Origin of the sequence: Xanthomonas protegens, assembly GCF_038442435.1 — a bacterium.
Taxonomy (GTDB): domain Bacteria; phylum Pseudomonadota; class Gammaproteobacteria; order Xanthomonadales; family Xanthomonadaceae; genus Xanthomonas_A; species Xanthomonas_A sontii.
On record NZ_JAQJCQ010000001.1, the window covers coordinates 118,455 to 138,094 of the forward strand.

The 19,640-nt window shown below is 70.6% G+C and carries 18 protein-coding genes; 11 read left to right on the top strand and 7 right to left on the bottom strand.

The features are described from left to right. Window positions 1-316: 316 nt before the first annotated feature. On the bottom strand, window positions 317-1,036 hold the full coding sequence (locus PIQ37_RS00540; protein WP_342071953.1) for an FFLEELY motif protein: 720 nt from the start codon (window positions 1,034-1,036) through the stop codon (window positions 317-319). An 87-nt stretch (window positions 1,037-1,123) separates the two neighbouring features. On the opposite strand from PIQ37_RS00540, the gene PIQ37_RS00545 reads away from it, so the two are divergent. The 3 genes from PIQ37_RS00545 (at window position 1,124) to PIQ37_RS00555 (ending at window position 4,366) form a co-directional block, all read left to right on the top strand. Beyond that, window positions 1,124-2,389 (top strand): patatin-like phospholipase family protein, encoded by a 1,266-nt coding sequence (locus tag PIQ37_RS00545; protein ID WP_342071954.1) that lies wholly within the window; start codon window positions 1,124-1,126, stop codon window positions 2,387-2,389. 127 nt (window positions 2,390-2,516) lie between these two features. Further along, on the top strand, window positions 2,517-3,167 hold the full coding sequence (locus tag PIQ37_RS00550; protein ID WP_342071955.1) for a phasin family protein: 651 nt from the start codon (window positions 2,517-2,519) through the stop codon (window positions 3,165-3,167). A gap of 200 nt (window positions 3,168-3,367) precedes the next feature. Continuing rightward, window positions 3,368-4,366, top strand: coding sequence for a restriction endonuclease (locus tag PIQ37_RS00555; protein WP_342071956.1), 999 nt, complete (start codon window positions 3,368-3,370; stop codon window positions 4,364-4,366). 103 nt (window positions 4,367-4,469) lie between these two features. Here the strand turns inward: PIQ37_RS00555 and PIQ37_RS00560 are convergent, their stop codons facing one another. From PIQ37_RS00560 to PIQ37_RS00570, 3 genes are all read right to left on the bottom strand, one after another. Beyond that, window positions 4,470-6,458 (bottom strand): SDR family oxidoreductase, encoded by a 1,989-nt coding sequence (locus PIQ37_RS00560; protein WP_017911925.1) that lies wholly within the window; start codon window positions 6,456-6,458, stop codon window positions 4,470-4,472. Window positions 6,459-6,761: 303 nt separating this feature from the next. Beyond that, complete coding sequence (hutC, locus tag PIQ37_RS00565; protein ID WP_026144128.1) at window positions 6,762-7,493, bottom strand: histidine utilization repressor; 732 nt, start codon at window positions 7,491-7,493, stop codon at window positions 6,762-6,764. A 49-nt stretch (window positions 7,494-7,542) separates the two neighbouring features. Next, a complete protein-coding gene (locus tag PIQ37_RS00570; RefSeq protein WP_342071957.1) occupies window positions 7,543-8,940 on the bottom strand; it encodes a formimidoylglutamate deiminase in 1,398 nt (465 codons plus the stop codon). Window positions 8,941-9,003: 63 nt separating this feature from the next. Between PIQ37_RS00570 and hutI the strand changes: the two genes are divergently transcribed. From hutI to PIQ37_RS00605, 7 genes are all read left to right on the top strand, one after another. Then, entirely contained in the window at window positions 9,004-10,224 is a 1,221-nt protein-coding gene (gene hutI, locus PIQ37_RS00575; RefSeq protein ID WP_342072404.1) for an imidazolonepropionase, read from the top strand. After that, entirely contained in the window at window positions 10,221-11,759 is a 1,539-nt protein-coding gene (gene hutH / locus PIQ37_RS00580; protein ID WP_342071958.1) for a histidine ammonia-lyase, read from the top strand. Before hutI ends, hutH begins: the two co-directional genes overlap by 4 nt. A 110-nt stretch (window positions 11,760-11,869) precedes the next feature. Continuing rightward, window positions 11,870-12,733, top strand: coding sequence for an N-formylglutamate deformylase (gene hutG, locus PIQ37_RS00585; RefSeq protein ID WP_342071959.1), 864 nt, complete (start codon window positions 11,870-11,872; stop codon window positions 12,731-12,733). 51 nt (window positions 12,734-12,784) lie between these two features. Then, complete coding sequence (hutU, locus tag PIQ37_RS00590; protein WP_342071960.1) at window positions 12,785-14,452, top strand: urocanate hydratase; 1,668 nt, start codon at window positions 12,785-12,787, stop codon at window positions 14,450-14,452. Between the two features lie 140 nt (window positions 14,453-14,592). Next, on the top strand, window positions 14,593-15,417 hold the full coding sequence (locus PIQ37_RS00595; RefSeq protein ID WP_342071961.1) for a hypothetical protein: 825 nt from the start codon (window positions 14,593-14,595) through the stop codon (window positions 15,415-15,417). A gap of 93 nt (window positions 15,418-15,510) precedes the next feature. Continuing rightward, window positions 15,511-15,768 carry an acyl-CoA-binding protein gene (locus tag PIQ37_RS00600; protein ID WP_010342548.1) on the top strand — a complete coding sequence of 86 codons (258 nt, stop codon included), beginning with the start codon at window positions 15,511-15,513 and terminating at the stop codon, window positions 15,766-15,768. Further along, window positions 15,768-16,394 (top strand): TetR/AcrR family transcriptional regulator, encoded by a 627-nt coding sequence (locus PIQ37_RS00605; RefSeq protein ID WP_152181377.1) that lies wholly within the window; start codon window positions 15,768-15,770, stop codon window positions 16,392-16,394. Before PIQ37_RS00600 ends, PIQ37_RS00605 begins: the two co-directional genes overlap by 1 nt. Window positions 16,395-16,436: 42 nt before the next feature. On the opposite strand, the gene PIQ37_RS00610 is transcribed toward PIQ37_RS00605, so the two are convergent. From PIQ37_RS00610 to PIQ37_RS00620, 3 genes are all read right to left on the bottom strand, one after another. Then, on the bottom strand, window positions 16,437-16,925 hold the full coding sequence (locus tag PIQ37_RS00610; RefSeq protein WP_342071962.1) for a GNAT family N-acetyltransferase: 489 nt from the start codon (window positions 16,923-16,925) through the stop codon (window positions 16,437-16,439). Window positions 16,926-17,082: 157 nt separating this feature from the next. After that, window positions 17,083-17,781 carry an SGNH/GDSL hydrolase family protein gene (locus PIQ37_RS00615; RefSeq protein WP_342071963.1) on the bottom strand — a complete coding sequence of 233 codons (699 nt, stop codon included), beginning with the start codon at window positions 17,779-17,781 and terminating at the stop codon, window positions 17,083-17,085. 159 nt (window positions 17,782-17,940) lie between these two features. Next, a complete protein-coding gene (locus PIQ37_RS00620; protein ID WP_342071964.1) occupies window positions 17,941-18,357 on the bottom strand; it encodes a hypothetical protein in 417 nt (138 codons plus the stop codon). A gap of 162 nt (window positions 18,358-18,519) precedes the next feature. Between PIQ37_RS00620 and PIQ37_RS00625 the strand changes: the two genes are divergently transcribed. Then, complete coding sequence (locus tag PIQ37_RS00625) at window positions 18,520-19,374, top strand: tetratricopeptide repeat protein (RefSeq protein WP_342071965.1); 855 nt, start codon at window positions 18,520-18,522, stop codon at window positions 19,372-19,374. Window positions 19,375-19,640: the final 266 nt, after the last annotated feature.

Below are 19,640 nucleotides of genomic sequence, written 5' to 3' on the forward strand. Positions count from 1 at the left end.
CGCTGGGAGAGGGGTTGGGGCGAGGGTGCGGCATCAAGCGCTAGCGCAATCGACTGCACGAGGCTTCGCCCGGACCCTCATCCGCCCCTGCGGGGCACCTTCTCCCGAGGGGAGAAGGGAGAAGCCGAAGCCCCTCTCCCACCGGGACAGGGGTTGGGGTGAGGGGGCGGCGTCAAGCGCTAGTGCAATCAACTGCACGAGGCTTCGCCCGGACCCTCATCCGCCCCTGCGGGGCACCTTCTCCCGAGGGGAGAAGGGAGAAGCAAAGCCCCTCTCCCATCGGGAGAGGGGTTGGGGTGAGGGTCCGACCGCTGACTCACTCCAACGCAAACGGATCCGGATCGCCCGCGAACAACCGCCGCGACACGGCACGTTCGGTGCTCTCGATATCGCCAATGAACCCCTCGGCATCGCCCAGGGTGGAAAACGCGTCGAAACCGCGCTCCAGAAACCCCTGCAGTTCCGACAATCCCGCCGCCTTGGCCGGGCCGCGGGCGAAGCGCAGCAGCATGCGCACGCCCGGTGTGTGTACCGCCTTGGCCAGGCCCAGGCCGACGCGGGCGATCAGGTCGATCTGGCGCTGGCGCAGCCGCGGCAAGCCGGTCTGCCGATAGGCCTCGGCATACAGCGCCTCGTCCAGGCGCTTGCGCCGCGGCGCCAGGGCCTGCAGCGCCTCGGCCATGCGCAGGTCCAGGGCGTGGGTCAGCGCGCCCAGTTCGATGCCGTCGGCGACCGTGTCCAGCAACGACGCCGGCATCAGCCGCTGCATCATCGGCAACACCTTGACGATGTCGGCGTCGCGGCGGCTGAAGTCGCGGTCGCCATAGACGTCGGTGAGAAAGAACATCGCCGCCGGACGCCGCTGCGGATCCTCCAGGAAATGCTCGAAGCTGTGCTCCAGCCGCTGCGACTGCCAGCGCCGCAGCTCCTGCAGCCAGCGCAGCGTGTTGCGCGGTTCGCGCGCGGGGTCGTGCAGCGCCTGGTGCCATGCCAGGCGGCGGCCGAGTCGTTCCAGGACGGGAGTGCTGCGCGCCATGGGCGCCGATGATGGTCGCAGCCCGGCACGACCGCAAGCGTCACGGCGCTCGGCTACACTCGCGCCACTGTCTCCTGCGGACCGCGCATGCTTTCCCTCCACAGCGCCTCGCCCCGTCCCCATTCCAACGGCCGCATCGGCCTGGCCATCGCCGGCGGCGGCCCGATCGGCGGCATGTACGGCCTCGGTGCGCTGCGTGCCCTGGACGAGGCGCTGGACGGACTGGACCTGACCCGCCTGGATTGCTACGTGGGCGTCAGCTCCGGTGCGTTCCTGACCGCCGGTCTGGCCAACCGCATCAGCAGTGCCGAGATCTGCCGGATCTTCGTCACCGGCAACAGCGACGATGCGCGGTTCCGCCCGGAAGACTTCCTGCGGCCCAACGTCTACGAATACCTGCGACGCGCCGCGACCCTGCCGGGGCTGGCCTACGGCTGGTGGCACGACCTGCTCACCGAACCGCGCAAGACCCGCTGGTCGGACCTGATCACCCGCTTCGGCGGACTGGTGCCCAGCGGCCTGTTCGACAACGCCGGGGTCGAGCGCTTCCTGCAGGACGTGTTCAGCCGCCGCGGCCGCAGCAACGATTTCCGCGACCTCGACGCCAATCTGTTCGTGGTCGCGGTGGACCTGGACAGCGGCGGCGCGGTGCGCTTCGGCGAGCCGGGCATGGACCACGTGCCGATCTCGCTGGCGATCCAGGCCAGCGCGGCGCTGCCGGGGCTGTATCCACCGGTGCAGATCGACGGCCGCCATTACGTGGACGGCGCGCTGCGCCGCACCATGCATGCCTCCACCCTGCTGGAGCGCGGCATCGACCTGATGATCGGGATCAACCCGCTGGTGCCCTACGACGCCACCCACGCGCCGCGCCGCAACGGCCACGTCGACCGCGCGCGACTGCTCGCCGGCGGCCTGCCGGCGGTGCTGTCGCAGACCTTCCGCACCCTGCTGCAATCGCGCATGCAGGTGGGGCTGGAGAAGTACGCGCGGCAGTACCCGCAGGTGGACCAACTGGTGTTCGAGCCCAACGCCGACAACGGCGAGCTGTTCTTCACCAATCTCTTCAGCTATGCCGCGCGCCACCGCGTGTGCCAGCTCGCCTACCGCAACACCCTGTCCGACCTGCGCCGCAACGCGCAGACGCTGGAACCGCTGCTGGCTGCGCACGGCATCGCGCTGCGCCACGATATCCTCAACGACCGCAAGCGCACCTTCCTCGATGGCGTGGACGTGCAGCCGCGGCGCATGACCGAGACCACCGCGCGGCTGCGGCGTGCGCTGGACGACGTCGACCAGGTCATCGCCGGCCGCCGTGCCACGCGCCGCACCCGCCGTTCGCCGGAGGCGTAGCGCGTGCCGCCCAGGCTGACGGCGCCATCGCACCCGGCGCACTTCCCGCGCACGCTGGTGTGATTACTCTAGTCACAGTCCCGAGTCTCGAACCCCGCCACTCACCCGCCGAAGGAACCGCACCGTCATGGCCACTCTGAAGAAGTCCGCCCGCAAGAAGCGCAGCACCGCCGCTGCCGACGACACCCTGCAGGCGCAGGCGGAAAAGCTGTCCAAGCGCCTGGGCGAATCGGCGCAGCAGGTCTGGCTGGCCGGGGTCGGCGCGTTCGGCCGTGCGCAGGCCGAGGGCGGCAAGCTGTTCGAGACCCTGGTGAAGGAAGGCCTGAGCCTGGAGCAGAGCACGCGCAAGCTGGCCGGCGGCGGCGTCGACGCAGTGCGCGATGCGGTGGAGAACCGGGTCGGCCAGGCCCGCGAGCGCGCTGCCGACACCTGGGACCGCCTGGAGAAGGTGTTCGAGGACCGCGTGCAGCGCGCCCTGCGCCGCCTGGAAGTCCCCAGCCGCGAGGACCTGGGCGCGCTGATCGAGCGCGTGGACGCGCTCAATGGCGAACTGCGCCATCTGCGCGGCGGCCGGGCGTCGCAGGCGGCGGGCAAGGCGCCGGCGGCGAAGAAGGCCGCCAAGAAGACCGCCGCGCCGCGCCCCGCCACGGCCAAGCGCGCGGCACCGGCGCGCCGCCGCGCCGGCCCGGTGGTCGCCAAGGTCGCGCCCGCCCAGCGCGCAACCGCGCCCAAGCGCGCCAGCCGCAAGCGCAGCGAGACGCCGACCACGGCCGAGTAACCGGATTGTTGCAAAGCAGCACGTTTTTCCAGACAATCGAAACGGACCCGCCAGTCCATCAGAAGACCGTTTGCTCCCCTCCCCTCTCGGCTTCGGACTGGCGGGTCTTTTTTGTCCGCCTTCCACCGCTGTCGCCTTGCCGGCGCCGTGACACGCTGGCGATACACTGACTTCCTTACGGCGCGTGTGCGGGTGCGAGCATGTTTTCCTGGATAGCGGCAGCGGTCTTGGCAGTCGCAGCATGGCTGGCGGCCAGCCTCTACCTGTGGCTGGTACGGCGCCGCGAGAATGAGGCCATGGCCGGGCTGCATGCGCTGGCCGGCCTGCACTGGCGCGATTTCTCCTACATGGTGCGGCGCGCGATGCGCGAACAGCGCGACCTGCAGGACGCCACCGTCGACGAGCACGCGAGCCAGGAACCGCAAAGCGACTTCGTGATGACCCGCGGCGACGCGCGCTGGCTGCTGTCGTGCAAGCACGGCCGGGCCTACCGGATCGGCTCGGCCGCGGTCAACGAACTGGGCGCGGCGGCACGGCTGATGGGCGCGCAGGGCGGCATCCTGATCACCGAAGGCAAGGTGCAGCGCGACGGCATCGCCGCGGCCGAGAAGCAGGCGGTGGAAATCCTCGACGGCCGGCGCATCTGGCCGATGCTCAAGCCCTACCTGCCCAGCGAACTGGAAGACGGGGTGATCGGCGCCAGCCGCCGCCGCGCACAGCGCCACATCGCCATCGCCGGCCTGGCCTCGCTCGCCCTGGGCGTGGTGACAGGCGTCGGTGCGCTGGCGTTGCAGCAGCCCGCAGAGCAGCCGGCAGCCGTGGCCGCGCCTGCGCCACCACCCATGCCCGCCGGCGCTGCCGCCCCCACACAGGCGCCAGCCACGCCGACGACGACCGCCGCCGCGCCCCAGCCGGAGCTCGACGACGCCGGCGACCTGGCCGACCCCGATCCCGCCACCGAACAGCGCAACCGCCAGGAACTCTCCAAGGCCCTCGCCGGCACTCCGGGCGTGATCCGCGGCATCTGGCAGACGCAGATGACCCTGGTGGTCGACCGCAGCGGCGACGACGCCCAGGTGTGGCCGCGCATCTGCCGCGAAGTGGAGCGCTACCCTTCCCTGCGCACCGTCCGCATCCAGCTCAACCCGCGCCCGGGCAAAGAGGAACCGGTGCGCTGGCGGCAATGTAGGACGTTTTGAGCGGGGATTGGGGAGTCGGGATTGGGGATTGGTAAAAGCGGATCAGCGCGCCGGATGTGCGCCTCTGCGAATCCCCAATCCCAACTCCCCAATCCCCGCCCCATCACCAATGGACGCCCCGCATCAGCGCGGCAAACGCGATCTGCTCCTGGCTGGGTTTGGTCTCGCGTAGCGCCTTGCGGTCGCCCTTGGCCGCGGCCGAGTCGGGGAACAGTTCGAAGGCGGTGTTCATCACCACCTCGTAGGCCTTCGGCGCCACGGCGTTGACCAGGGCGGCGAAGATGCCCAGGCGCGTGGCCACGCGGCTGGGGCGTTCGATGATCGCCTTGACCATCAGGTCGGCGGCCTCGTCCACGCTCAGCGTCGGCACGCTGTCGTACATCTTGGTCGGGGCGATCATCGGGGTCTTCACCAGCGGCATGTTGACCGTGGTGAAGCTGATGCCCTTGCCTGACAGCTCGCCCTGCGCGCAGCGGCTCCAGGCGTCCAGCGCGGCCTTGGAGGCGACGTAGGCGGAGAAGCGCGGCGAGTTGGCCAGCACGCCGATCGAGCTGACGTTGATGATGTGGCCCTTGCGCCGCGCGGTCATGCCCGGCAGCACGCCCATGATCAGGCGCAGGCTGCCGAAGTAGTTCAACTGCATGGTCCGCTCGAAATCGTGGAAGCGGTCGTAGCTGAGTTCGATCGAGCGACGGATCGAGCGGCCGGCGTTGTTGATCAGCACGTCGACGTGGCCATGCGCGTCCAGCACGGTCTTGAGCAGGCGGTCGCAGTCGGCCAGGTCCGACAGGTCGGCAGTATAGGCGAAGACCTTGCCGCCCTTGGCGTTCATCGCGTCGCGCGCGGCATGCAGTTCCTGCTCGCCGCGGGCGACGATGACGGTGATGGCGCCGGCCTCGGCGACGCGCTGCGCGGTGGCCAGGCCGATGCCCGAGGAACCGCCGGTGATCAGCACCACCTTGCCGCGGACCTTGCCCTTGAGCGAGCGGTCGACGAACAGGTCCGGATCCAGGTGCCGTTCCCAGTGGTCCCACAGGCGCCAGGCGTAGTCCTCCAGCCGCGGCACGGCGATGCCGCTGCCCTTGAGCGCGCGCTCGGTCTCGCGGCTGTCGAAGCGCGTGGGATAGGTGATGAACTTCAGCACCTCGCGCGGGATGCGGAAGTCGCGCAGCAGCATGCCGGTGAAACGACGGATCGGCGGCAGGCTGCCGACCGCGGCGCGGATGCTCGAGGGCACGAACGCGAACATGCGCGCGTCCACCCGCAGGGTCATCTCCGGGGCGTGGCCGGCGCGGCAGAACACGTTGAGCACCTCGCCCACGCGCAGCGGCTCGGGGTCGGTGAGGTGGAAGGTGTGGCCGTCGAGCTTGGGCTTGTGCGCGATGTGGTCCATCGCGTCGGCGACGAAGTCCACCGGCACCAGGTTGATCCGCCCGCCCTCGATGCCCAGCATCGGCGCCCACGGCGGCAGCAGCTGGCGCAGTTTCTTGATCAGCGGGAAGAAGTAGTACGGACCGTCGATCTTGTCGATGGCGCCGGTGCGCGAATCGCCGACCACCATCGCCGGGCGGTAGATGCGCCACTTGATCCGGGTCTCGGCGCGCACCAGCGCCTCGGCATCGTGCTTGGTGCGCAGGTAGGGATCGTCCAGGCCCTCGGCTTCCTCGAACATGTCCTCGCGGAAGATGCCCGGGTACAGCCCGGCCACTGCGATCGAACTGGTGTGGTGGAAGATGCCGGCGCCGAGCTGCGCGGCCAGCTCCAGCGCGTTGCGGGTGCCGTCGAGGTTGGCGATGCGCTGGTCCTCGGCCTTGGCGGTGAGGTCGTACAGCGCGGCCAGGTGGAAGAAATGCTTGACCTTGCCGTGCAGCGCCTTGCGCTGCGCCGCAGACAGCCCGCAGTACTCGGCACCGACGTCGCCGTGCAGCACCACCAGGCGCTTGGGATCCCAGCCCTGCTCGCGCACCAGCGCGTCGAACTTGCGCTGCGACTCCTTGCGCAGCAGGACATGCACGACGCCCTTGCGCCGCATCAGCTTGGCCATCAGGTAGCGGCCGATGAAACCGGTGGCGCCTGTCACGAAATACGTCATGCCGAACCATCCCTCGTTCCGCGGCCACGGCCCCTCGCCCGGCCCCGGCGCTAACTTGCCAGAGTGCGGCGGGCAGGACAAACGCACGCCGGCGTATGGCGAACGTGCGGCATCGCAGCATCGCGCAGCGCCAAGGCGACTGCCGGTGCCCCTCGTCGCCTGCACTCGTCGCGCGTCGTGTCGTCCGGAAAACGGCGTCAGCCGCAACGGCCTTCCACGGACAACGTCGTCGCGGCTGAAGCCGCTCCTGCACGATGCTTCCGGGAGTAAGTGAGTTACCTGCAGTGGCCGTGCGCGCCAGGCTCAGCGCGCGCCGGGCGAGAACCGCGCGACCAGGTCGTAGGTGTCGCCGAGGAACACCTGACGCACGAAGGTCACCGCCTGCTCGCCGCGCCAGGTGCGGCGGTCGATCAGTAGACACGCGGTGCCGGCCGGCACCTGCAGCCGTGCCGCCTGTGCGGCACTGGCCCCGACCGCGCTGATGCGGTGCTCGGCGCGGGTCCAGGGCACGTGCTGCAGCAGCCAACTGCCGGGCACGGTGACCGCGAAGTCCATCTGCAGGGCCTCCGGCACCGCCACCGGATTGATCACCCGCTCTTCCAGCGCGAACGGACGGCCGTCGGCGTAGTGCAGGCACTGAAGCGCCAGCAGGCTGCCGCCCGCGGCGACCTCGGCCTCCTGCGGCAGCGCCGCGCGCGGGGCGCGCTGCTGCCGCTCCAGCAGTTCGAAGCGATAGGCATGGCCACGCGCCGCGACCTCGACCGGGATGTCCGGGATCTCCAGCGCCACCTGCTCCATGTGCGGATGCGGCCGCGCCACGAACGAACCGGCGCGGCGCCGGCGCTCGATCATGCCGGCGTCGGCGAGCAGCGCCAGCACCTTGTTGACGGTCATCCGCGAGCAGCCGTACTGCGCCATCAGTTCGTGCTCGAACGGAATGCGGTGGCCAGGCGGCCACGCGCCGCTGCGGATGTGCGCCTCGATGTCGCGGCGGATGCGCTGGCTGAGCGGCAGCGTCGGCGCGGCCGGGGTCATCGGCAGTCCGTGCCACGGCAGGCAGCGCACAGCACGCGCGGGTCGCGGCTCATGCGTCCAGCAGCCGGGTCAGCGCACGCGCGTAGCGGGCGGCCACGCCCTCGCGCTGCAGGTGGCGGCCCTCGCGTACCAGCGCACGCCCATGGCGCCAGACCGAACGCACCGCGCCGCCGCGCGCGGCGAACAGCCAGCTGTCGAGCCAGGCGTCGCCGTCGCGCGCCTGCAAGGCCGGATGCGTGGCGTCCAGTTCGACCAGATCGGCCGACGCGCCCTCGCACAGGCCCTGGACGACGCCGAGCGCCTGCGCCGCGCCCTGTGCGGCGGACTGGAACAGGAAGCGGCCGCTGGACAGCGCGGTGTCGCCGGTGAGCACGTTGCGCCCGCGCAGACTCAGGCGCTGGCCGTACTCGAGCAGGCGCAGCTCTTCGGCCGCGTCGATCAGCACGTTGGAGTCCGACCCCACGCCGAAACGGCCGCCGGCGCGCAGGAAGTCCTGCATCGGGAACAGGCCGTCGCCGAGGTTGGCCTCGGTGATCGGGCACAGCCCGACCACCGCGCCGCTGGCGGCGATGCCCTGCACTTCAGCGGCGTCGACATGGGTGGCGTGCACCAGGCACCAGCGCGCATCCACCGGCGCGTGCGCCAGCAGCCACTGCACCGGCCGCTGCCCGCTCCAGGCCAGGCAGGCGTCGACTTCGCGGGTCTGCTCGGCGATATGGATGTGCACCGGGCCGTCGCACAGCGGCAGCAGCGCCGCCAGTTCGTCCGGGGTGACCGCGCGCAGGCTGTGCGGGGCCAGGCCCAGCACCGCGTCGTCCAGCCCCTGCAGGGCGCGGCGGCTGCCGTCCAGCAGTGCGGCGAACCCGTCGACGTCGTGCAGCAGGCGCTGCTGCGCCGGGTTCGGCGCGGCGCCGCCGAAGTCGGCATGCGCGTAGAACACCGGCAGCAGGGTCATGCCGATCCCGCTGGTCTGCGCCGCGGCAGCCAGGCGCTGCGCCATCTCGGCGCGGTCGGCATAGGGCCGGCCGTCGGCGGCGTGATGCACGTAATGGAATTCGCCGACCCGGGTGAAGCCGGCCTCGAGCATCTCCACATAGGCCTGCTCGGCGATGGCCTGCAGATCGTCGGGGCTCAGCCGCTGCAGGAAGCGGTACATCAGTTCGCGCCAGCTCCAGAAGCTGTCGCCGCTGCGCCCGCCGATCTCGGTCAGGCCGGCCATGCCGCGCTGGAAGGCGTGGCTGTGCAGATTGCCCAGCCCGGACACCACGATGTCCAGGCGCTGATCGCCCAGGGCCGCGGCCACGCCGCGCTCCACCGTGGCGATGCGGCCGCCGCGCACGCCGATGCGCACGTCGCGCGCCCAGCCCTGCGGCAGCAGCGCGTGCGCGCACCAGAAATCGCCAGATCCCGCGTTGCCGTTGGCCTGCTGCTGCGCCTGGGTCTGCACTGGACACCCTCTATCGACCACAATATTGTATATACAAAATAACCGACGAGCCTGCCCGTGACCATGCCCTGCGACACGCTCTGGCACAACGACACGCTCTGGCACAACGCGCACCTGATGACGCTGGACGCCGAGGACGGCGGATTGGGCCTGGTCCACGACGGCGTGGTGGCCTGCCGCGACGGCCGCATCGTCTACGCCGGCGCCGCCGCGCAGTTGCCCGGCCCGCTGTCGGCGCAGCGCAGCATCGATTGCGGCGGACGCTGGATCGGCCCCGGCCTGATCGATTGCCACACCCACCTGGTCTATGCCGGCAACCGCGCCGGCGAGTTCGAGCAGCGCCTGCTCGGCGCCAGCTACGCCGACATCGCCCGCGCCGGCGGCGGCATCGTCTCCACGGTGCGCGCCACCCGCGCCGCCGACGAGGACGCCCTGCTCGCCGCCAGCCTGCCGCGGCTGGACGCGCTGCTGGCCGAAGGCGTGACCACCGTGGAGATCAAGTCCGGCTATGGCCTGACCCTGGACGACGAACTGCGCCTGCTGCGCGTGGCGCGGCGCCTGGGCGAGCTGCGCCCTGTGGCGGTGTCGCCGACCTTCCTCGGCGCGCACGCGGTACCGCCCGGCGGCGAGGCCCAGGCCTACATCGACGAAGTCTGCGAGCGCATGATCCCGGCGGTGGCCGCACAGGGCCTGGCCGAGGCAGTGGACGTGTTCTGCGAGCACCTGGCGTTCACCCCGGCGCAGACCGAGCAGGTGTTCCAGGCCGCGCAACGCCATGGCCTGGCGCTGAAGATCCACGCCGAGCAGCTGTCCAACCAGGGCGGCGCGGCGCTGGCCGCACGCTACGGCGCGCGCTCGGCCGACCATGTCGAATACCTGGACGCCGCCGGCGTGGCCGCGATGGCCGCCGCCGGCACCGTCGCGGTGCTGCTGCCGGGCGCGTTCTATTTCACCCGCGACACCCAGTTGCCGCCGATCGCCGCGCTGCGCGCCGCCGGCGTGCCGCGCGCGCTGGCCACCGACTGCAACCCCGGCACTTCGCCGCTGACCAGCCCGCTGCTGGCGATGAACCTGGCGGCGACGCTGTTCCGGCTGACCGTGGCCGAGTGCATCGCCGGCTTCACCCGTGAGGCGGCGCGTGCGCTCGGGCGCCAGGACCAGGTCGGCCGGCTGCGCGCCGGGCTGGCCTGCGACCTGGCGATCTGGGACATCGCCGAACCGGCCGAATTGGTCTATCGCATGGGCTTCAACCCGCTGCATGCGCGTATCTGGAGAGGACAATGAGCGACGACGAGATCCTGCTGCGCCCCGGCGCGGTCAGCCTGGCGCAGTGGCGCGCCGTGTACCGCGGCGCCAGCGTGCGCCTGGACCCGGCCTGCGCCGACGCGGTGCTGCGCAGCGCGCGCACCGTGGAGGCGATCGTCGCCACCGGCGCGCCGGTGTACGGCATCAACACCGGCTTCGGCAAGCTGGCCAGCGTGCGCATCGAGCGCGAAGACCTGGAGGCCCTGCAGCGCAACATCGTGCTGTCGCACGCAGCCGGGGTCGGCGCGCCGATGCCGGTGCCGGTGGTGCGGCTGATGATGGCGCTGAAGCTGGCCAGCCTCGCCCAGGGCGCCTCCGGTGTGCGCCCGGAAACCTTGTCGATGCTGGAAGCGCTGCTGCAGCACGAGGTGATCCCGGTGGTGCCGTGCCAGGGCTCGGTCGGCGCCTCCGGCGATCTGGCGCCGCTGGCGCATCTGGCCACGGTGATGCTCGGCGTCGGCGAGGCCTTCGTCGGCGACGCACGCCTGCCGGCGGCGCAGGCGCTGGCGCAGGCCGGGCTGCAGCCGCTGACGCTGGGCGCCAAGGAGGGCCTGGCCCTGCTCAACGGCACCCAGTTCTCCACCGCCTACGCGCTGGCCGGGCTGTTCGAGATCGAGCGCGTGTTCCATGCCGCGCTGGTCGCCGGCGCGCTGTCCACCGAGGCCGCGAAAGGCTCGGACACCCCGTTCGATCCGCGCATCCATGCGCTGCGCGGCCAGCCCGGGCAGATCGCCACCGCCGCGGCGCTGCGCGATTTGATGCACGCCTCGGCGATCCGCGATTCGCACCGCGACAACGACGTGCGCGTGCAGGATCCGTACTGCCTGCGCTGCCAGCCGCAGGTGATGGGCGCGGCGCTGGACGTGATGCGCCAGGCCGCCACCACCCTGGCCACCGAGGCCAACGGCGTCTCCGACAACCCCCTGGTGTTCAGCGACACCGGCGAGGCGCTGTCCGGCGGCAACTTCCACGCCGAGCCGGTGGCCTTCGCCGCCGACATGCTGGCGCTGGCGGTGTGCGAGATCGGCTCGATCAGCGAGCGCCGCGTCGCCATGCTGGTGGATCCGGCGCTGTCCGGATTGCCGGCGTTCCTGACCCCCAAGCCCGGCCTCAACTCCGGCTTCATGATCCCGCAGGTCACCGCCGCGGCGCTGGTCTCGGAGAACAAGCAGCGCGCCTATCCGGCCAGCGTCGACTCGATCCCGACCTCGGCCAACCAGGAAGACCACGTGTCGATGGCCGCGCACGGCGCGCGCCGCCTGCTTGCGATGGCCGAGAACGCGGCCAACGTCGTCGGCATCGAACTGCTGGCGGCCGCGCAGGGTTGCGACTTCCACGCGCCGCTGCGCTCCAGCGCCGCCCTGGAAGCGGCACGCGCGCTGCTTCGCGCCCGCGTCCCGGCCCTGCAGGACGACCGTTACTTCCACCCGGACATGCTGGCCGCGACCGCGCTGGTGCGCGACGGCGCGCTGGCTGCGGCGGTGGGGATGCGGCTGCCCGAGGTGAGCGCCTGATCCGATGAACCCGTCGTAGGAGCGGCTTTAGCCGCGAACGAGGCTTTACCGGGTAATGCCCCGTTCGCGGCTGAAGCCGCTCCTACAGAACACGCACAACGCGAGGCCGTATGACATCCCTGCCCGACTGGCTCAGTGTGCACCGCGGCGATGCGCCGCTGATCCTCAGCTTCCCGCATACCGGCACCGAACTGCCGGAGGCGCTGGCCGACCGCTTCGTCTCGCCGTGGCTGGCGCAGCGCGATGCCGACTGGTGGGTGCACCTGCTGTACGACTTCGCCGAATCGCTCGGCGCGACCACCGTGCGCACCGCGATCTCGCGCTCGGTCATCGACGTCAACCGCGACCCGGCCGGGGTGTCGCTGTATCCCGGGCAGAACACCACCGGGTTGTGCCCGCTCACCACCTTCGACGCGCAGCCGCTGTACCGGCCCGGCGCCGAACCCGACGCTGACGAGATCGACGCGCGCCGCACGCGCTGGTTCGCGCCCTACCACGCCGCACTGGACGCGGAGATCGCGCGCCTGCGCGCGCTGCACCCGGCGATCGTGGTGTACGACGCGCATTCGATCCGCTCGCGCATCCCGCACCTGTTCGACGGCGAGTTGCCGCAGTTCAACATCGGCAGCGCCGGTGCCTCCGGCGCGGTGGACAGCAGTTGCGCGGCAGCGCTGACCGATGCGGTCGAACGCGTCTGCGCCGTCGGCGGCTTCAGCCACGTGCGCAACGGCCGCTTCAAGGGCGGCTGGAGCACCCGCCACCACGGCGCGCCGGCCGACGGCGTACACGCGATCCAGATGGAACTGGCCTGCCGCGGCTACATGCACGAGCCCGACACGGTAGACCCCAGCAACTGGCCCTCGCCGTGGCAACCCGACCACGCCGCGCCGTTGCGCGCGGTGCTGCAGCAGGTGCTGCAGGCCTGCCTCGACTTCGCCCGCCGCCCCGCCGCATCCAGCCGCGCCGCCGACTGACGCGCGCGCACCGCGCTTTCGCCTTCCGCGCATCCACCTGAGGATTCCCGCATGACCCGCCTCGACGCCACCCGCACCATCCAAGCGCCCACCGGCAGCACCCTCACCGCCAAGAGCTGGCTGACCGAGGCGCCGCTGCGCATGCTGATGAACAACCTGCATCCGGACGTGGCCGAGCGTCCGCAGGAACTGGTGGTGTACGGCGGCATCGGCCGCGCCGCGCGCGACTGGGAGAGCTTCGACGCCATCGTCGAGACGCTCAAGCGGCTGGACGACGACCAGACCCTGCTGGTGCAGTCGGGCAAGCCGGTCGGCGTGTTCCGCACCCATGCCGACGCGCCGCGGGTGCTGATCGCCAACTCCAACCTGGTGCCGCGCTGGGCCAACTGGGACCACTTCAACGAGTTGGACAAGAAGGGCCTGGCCATGTACGGGCAGATGACCGCCGGCAGTTGGATCTACATCGGCGCCCAGGGCATCGTGCAGGGCACCTACGAAACCTTCGTGGAAATGGGCCGGCAGCACTACGGCGGCGATCTGTCCGGCAAGTGGCTGTTCACCGGCGGCCTCGGCGGCATGGGCGGCGCGCAGCCGCTGGCCGCGGTGATGGCCGGCGCCTCGTGCCTGGCGGTGGAGTGCCGCAAGAGCAGCATCGACATGCGCCTGCGCACCGGCTACCTCGATACCTGGACCGATAATCTGGACGAGGCGCTGCGCCTGATCGCCGAATCGTGCACGGCGAAGACGCCGCTGTCGGTCGGCCTGCTCGGCAACGTCGCCGACGTGCTGGACGAACTGCTGGTGCGTGGCGTCAAGCCGGACCTGCTGACCGACCAGACCTCCGCGCACGACCCGGTCAACGGCTACCTGCCGCAGGGCTGGACGGTCGAGCAGTGGGACGCCAGGCGCGTCTCCGCACCGAAGGAGGTGGAACAGGCCGCGCGCGCCTCGATGGCCAACCACATCCGCGCCATGCTCGGCTTCCACGCCCTGGGCGTGCCGACCGTGGACTACGGCAACAACCTGCGGCAGATGGCGCTGGAGGAAGGCGTGGCCAATGCCTTCGACTTCCCGGGCTTCGTCCCCGCCTACATCCGCCCGCTGTTCTGCCGCGGCGTCGGCCCGTTCCGCTGGGCCGCGCTGAGCGGCGACCCGGAGGACATCGCCAGGACCGATGCCAAGGTCAAGGAACTGATTCCGGACGATGCCCACCTGCATCGCTGGCTGGACATGGCCGCCGAGAAGATCCAGTTCCAGGGCCTGCCTGCGCGCATCTGCTGGGTCGGCCTGGGCGACCGCGACCGCCTGGGGCTGGCGTTCAACGAGATGGTCGCCAACGGCGAACTGAAGGCGCCGGTGGTGATCGGCCGCGACCACCTGGACAGCGGCAGCGTCGCCTCGCCGAACCGCGAGACCGAGGCCATGGCCGATGGCTCCGACGCGGTCTCCGACTGGCCGCTGCTCAACGCCCTGCTCAACACCGCCAGCGGCGCCACCTGGGTCTCGCTGCATCACGGCGGCGGCGTCGGCATGGGCTTCTCGCAACACGCCGGCATGGTCATCGTCTGCGACGGCACCGAGGCGGCGGCCAAGCGCATCGCCCGTGTGCTGTGGAACGACCCCGCGACCGGCGTCATGCGTCATGCCGATGCGGGGTATGCCATCGCCCTCGACTGCGCCCGCGACAAGCACCTGGACCTGCCCGGCATCCTGCGCTGAGGCCGGCACCCGCCCGCCGCCTGCGCGCGGCGGGCGGGCGCACGACGCGGCAAAGCGGAACTGCGTCACCGCTCGCACGATGCAGCCTCAAGTTCGGCCGAGATGCGCCGACAAGGGATGCATCGTTTCAAGGAGCCTGCATGGGCATCCTGATCTACCTCACTCCTGCCGTGGCGCTGTGGGCTGCCGTTGCCACAGCGTTCGCGCATGGCTTGTTCCAGCGTCTGGGGCATGCCTATCGGCGCGACGCGACTGCGAAGGAGACGATCGCGCGGTATCAGGCGGCGCTGAGCCAGCTGAAGGCGCAGGCCGCCGCCAGCGCGCAGGAACTGGAAACGCTGCGCCAGGACCACGAGCGCCTGCGCGCGACCTACGAGTACGAGGCGGCGCCCGCGGCGGCGGCGTCCGCCACTGCCGCACCGGCCGCGGCGCCTTCGTCCGCCCCCCCGAAGCCGGCGCCGGCACCGGCGGCGTCGCCGGCCGCGCCGCCATCGACCATCGCCCTGGCGCAGATCGACATCGCCGACGAAGTCGGCACCCTGCTCGCCCACGTCGCCCGCGTGGCGCGCAGCATTCGCCGCTACAGCGCCTACAGCCGCGGCCACAACGGCCCGGAGCCGGCCAGCGCGCGCTACGACCTGCACTGGCTGTCCGACTGCCTGCACAACCTGGACCAGGTCGGCCATGCGCTGGCGCGCAACAACATGGAAACCCTCACCGCCGCCTGCACCGAACTGCTGACCATGTACGAGCAGTACCTGCGCGACGGCTCCGGCTACAACAGCCGCGACACCTTCCAGCGGCTCAGCACGCAGGTGCCGCTGGCCGAAGTCACCGACGCGATCCGTTCCATCGCGGCCAAGGCCTCGCTGGCGCGGCAGGCGCAGGCCGCGCACGAAGAGGCCGCGCATGCGCACGAACGCGTCGCCGACAGCCGCCAGGCCGACGCACTGTCGATGCTGTGACCACGGCATCCGCGCCGGCCACCGGCCGCGGCCCGCGTTGACCCGGCCTCCCGCCCGTGCTGTGATGCCTGCCGGTCAGGGCGGAGCGGGATCATGGCAGACAGCAAGGCGGCCTTCGAGAAAGCGGTCCAGGACATCAAGCAGCGGGCCGAGCGTCCCGACAACGACACCCTGTTGCGGCTGTACGCGCTGTACAAGCAAGGCTCCGAGGGCGACGTCAGCGGCGCCAAGCCGGGCTTCTTCGACTTCGTCGGCACCGCCAAGTACGAGGCCTGGGCCAAGCTCAAGGGCATGCCGCAGGCGGACGCGCAGAAGAAATACGTGGACCTGGTGAAGAAGCTGCTGGCCTGATGGCCCGCGACACCCGGCGGCGCATCCTCGAGACCGCCCTGGCGATGTTCAACGCGCAGGGCGAGCCGCACGTCACCACCAACCACATCGCCGACGAGCTGGAGATCAGCCCCGGCAACCTGTACTACCACTTCCGCAACAAGGACGACATCATCGAGCACCTGTTCGCGCGCTACGAGGAGCGCATGGACACGGCGCTGGCGCTGCCGAGCACGCGCCTGCCGGGGCTGGAGGATATCTGGCTGCAGTTGCACCTGGTGTTCGAGTGCATCTGGGACTACCGCTTCCTGTACCGCGACCTGGTCGAGATCCTCAGCCGCAGCCGGCGCCTGCGCCTGCGCTTCGCGCGCATCCTGCGCCGTGCCGACGCCAGCGTGCAGGCGGTGTTCGAGGGACTGGCGCAGACCGGCGCGATGCGCGCCAGCGCCCAGGAACGCGGCGGCGTGGCCACCAACGTGCTGGTGGTGGCCACGTTCTGGCTCAATTACGCGGCCGCGCGCGGCGAAAAGGACGAGCAAGTGGCGATCCGCCACGGCATCGTGCAGGTGATGCAACTGATCGCGCCGTTCCTGCGCGATGCCGAGCGCGCACACCTGGCCGCGCTGATGGACGCCTATCTGGACTGAAGCGCCCTACCCTGCGCGCAAGCACAGGCGGAGCGGTGCCGCTCAGTCGGCGGCGGCCTGCGCGGCTGGCCCGTCGAGCCGATAGACCTTGCAGACCAGGCCCGGCGGGGTGCGGTAGGTGCGAAAGCCGATGGCCTCGTAGTACGCCTGCCCGAGCGCATTGTCGGCGGCGATGCTGGCGTCGATCTGCACCAGCCCGGCGCTGCGCGCGGCCGCACAGGTGGCCCGGAACAGCGCGCTGCCGACCCCACGGCGCGCCGCGCGCGGATCGACGTGGGTGCCGATGATGCCCCAGCCCTCGGCCACGTCGTAGGCATTGCCGGGACGCGCGATGCGCAGCGACTGGAAGCCGAGGACACGCCCGTCGGCGTCCTCGGCCAGCACGCACTGGAGACGATCGGGATGTTGCAGATAGGTCGCGCGCACCGTCGCCAGATCGGTCGGCGCCTTGCGCAGCCCGGCGGCGAAGATCGCAGTCTGCACCGCGACCATCGCCTCGGCATCGTCAAGCGTGGCGGGCCGGATCTGCATGGCGTCGGCGTCTCGGGTCTGTGGTCGCCGGCAAGTATGCCCGAGCGCGGCCCGTCCTGCGCCGGCGCGAATCCGCACGCCAGGTCATGCGGGTGGAATGCCCAGCGGGAGTGACCGCAGGTTCCTAGGGCACAGCGGCAGCGCCGATCCGCAGCGGCTACTTGAGCAACTCGACCACTTTGTCGGCGATGAGCTGATGCCCCTTGGCATTCGGATGATTCGACTGCGCCATCAGATCTTGCCGATTCCCCTTGTAAGCCGCAAAGGCCGCGTAGGAATCGACCAACGAGACACCTTGCGTCTTCGCGAGCTTGCGGATCATGTCGACCTGTTCGAGCAAGGTCGACTTGGCTGCCGGCGGATCGCCCTTCAGATCGATGCTCGGCGTCATCAGCACCACGCACGCCTTCGCCGCACGCGCCTCACGGATCATCGCGGTGAGGTTGGAGCGCGCCTGCGCGACAGTCAAATTGCGGTCGTTGAGGCCATAGTCGATCGTGATCACTTTCGGCCGATGCCCCAGTCCTTCCGCGGCGAACCGGCTGATCCCCTGACTGGAATTCTCCCCGCCCACCGCCGAGGTGATCACGTTGATGACCGCGGTCGGGTAAAGCTGCTCCAGCGCATCCGCGACACGTTGCGGATACGCATCCTTGCTATGCACTGCCGGAACGACGAAATATCCAGCGGGTACGCTGTGCCCGAAGGTCACGATATTGATCGTCTGATTCTGCGGCCAAGCCAGTCTGAGCTCTTGCTTGACGGCGCCAAGACACGTTCCGCCATCCGCGGAAGTGGCGGCATGGGCAACAAAAGGAGCGGCCGCCAGGCAGCTCAACAGCAGAATCGTTTTCATCCCTTATTGTGATCAATAGGAACTGTTTTTGCGAGCATGCAACCGATCCCCGAACCGCATGCAAGGGCCAATGGCAGGACCCGCATGCAAGGCGCCGCGTGCGCCGCTGCAACACGGCGGCAGCCGCGCTGACACCATTCCATCTGCGCCTGTGCTCGGCTATCGCACCCCAGCGCTGCGCTTGCCGGCGCTGCGTGGGCGCCGCGCGACCACGCGCTTTTTGGCCGCAGGCTTGGCCGGCTTGGGCGCGGCCTTACGTTTGCGCGAGGTGGCGCGCGGCGCGGCCTGCAACCCCAGCTTGACCAGCACCGGCTGCAGGCGCGCCTCGACCTCGGCGCTCAGCGGCTGCACCTGGCCGCGCAACGCCGCGGCGCCCTCGCGCACGCTGCTCTCGGCCTCGTCGGCCAGCTGCGTGGCCAGCGCCTTGAGCGTGGCAGCGCCCTGCGCGGCATCGGCGGCGGCGGCCAGCGCGCGCTTGCGGGTCAGCGCGACCACGCCCAGCCCGGCCAGCCACAGGTGCCGCGGGTTCAGCCGGTCCGGCCGCAGCGCGGAGGTGGAACGCTTCTTGGTCGCCATCGCAGGATCTCCAGAGGGGGCCGGCAGTGGCCCCGATGCGCACCATGCTGGCGCCGGCGGCTTGAGCAAACACACTATCGGCGCCCCACCCTTGCCACGCGCCGGCAGCGGCGCCATGCTCGGCGCGGACGCCGTGGCCCGGCGCCGCACAGGGAGATCCGCATGGCAGCAAAATCGGGCGCGTGGGCGCCGTTTCCGTACGACGCCAAGGCCTACGCCTACGCCGGCGATACGCTGAAGAAAGCCTGGCCCAAGCTGCACGCCGGCGACCGCGAACCCTATCCGGACCCGGCGCGCGCTCAGGCGCTGCTGGATGCCGCCGGCAAGGCCGGCAAGGGCCACGACGCACAGACCCTGTCGGCCGCGCTGATCGAAGCCTGGCGGGCGTTCCACCACGGACAGTTCCAGCAGGCCTACGAGGCCGGCAAGGCGCTGGGCGTGTTCGGCGCCTCGGTTGCGGTCAAGGCGATCGGCATCCACGCCGGCTATCTGGTCGAGGACGAAAAAGAGCAGTTGCAGCGGCTGCAGCAGGCCGCAACGCTGGCCGAGGCGGCGATCGCCGCGCTGCCGGACGAGGCCAACAGCCACTACCGCCACGCCTTCGCGCTGGGTCGCTACAGCCAGGGCCTGAGCATCGTCAAGGCACTCAAGCAGGGCATCGCCAGCAAGGTGCGTGCCTCGCTGGAAGCGGCGCTGGAGCTGGAGCCCAAGCATGCCGAGGCGCACATGGCGCTGGCCCTGTACCACGCCGAGATCATCGGCAAGGTCGGCGCGATGATCGGCGGCCTGACCTACGGCGCCAAGGCCGCCGCCGCCGAACAGCACATCCAGCAGGCGCTGAAGTTGGTGCCGGATGCGCCGATCGCCCACGTCGAACACGCCAACGTGCTGCTGTTGCTGTACGGCGACAAGCGCGAGGAGGACGCCGCCGCGGCGTTCGAGAAGGCCGCCAAGCTCAAGCCGCGCGATGCGATGGAAGCGCTGGACGCGGGGTTTGCGCGCGACCAGTTGGAGTAAGCGCAACCCTGCGGATGGCAGCGTGACATGGGCGCGGGCAGACACGTCATTTGCCGCGCCTGCCTTTGCGATCGCAATGCGCCGCCGACACTATCGTGTCTCGCAGGAGCGGCTTCAGCCGCGACAGGTTTTACCGGGAAAGCCTGTCGCGGCTGAAGCCGCTCCTACGTGCAGCTTGCAAATCGCACACGCCTCGCACGGACAGCTCGCGACACAATGCTGCTCGCGGGCTCGGCAGGCGACCGAACACGCCCTTCCCACGCCCA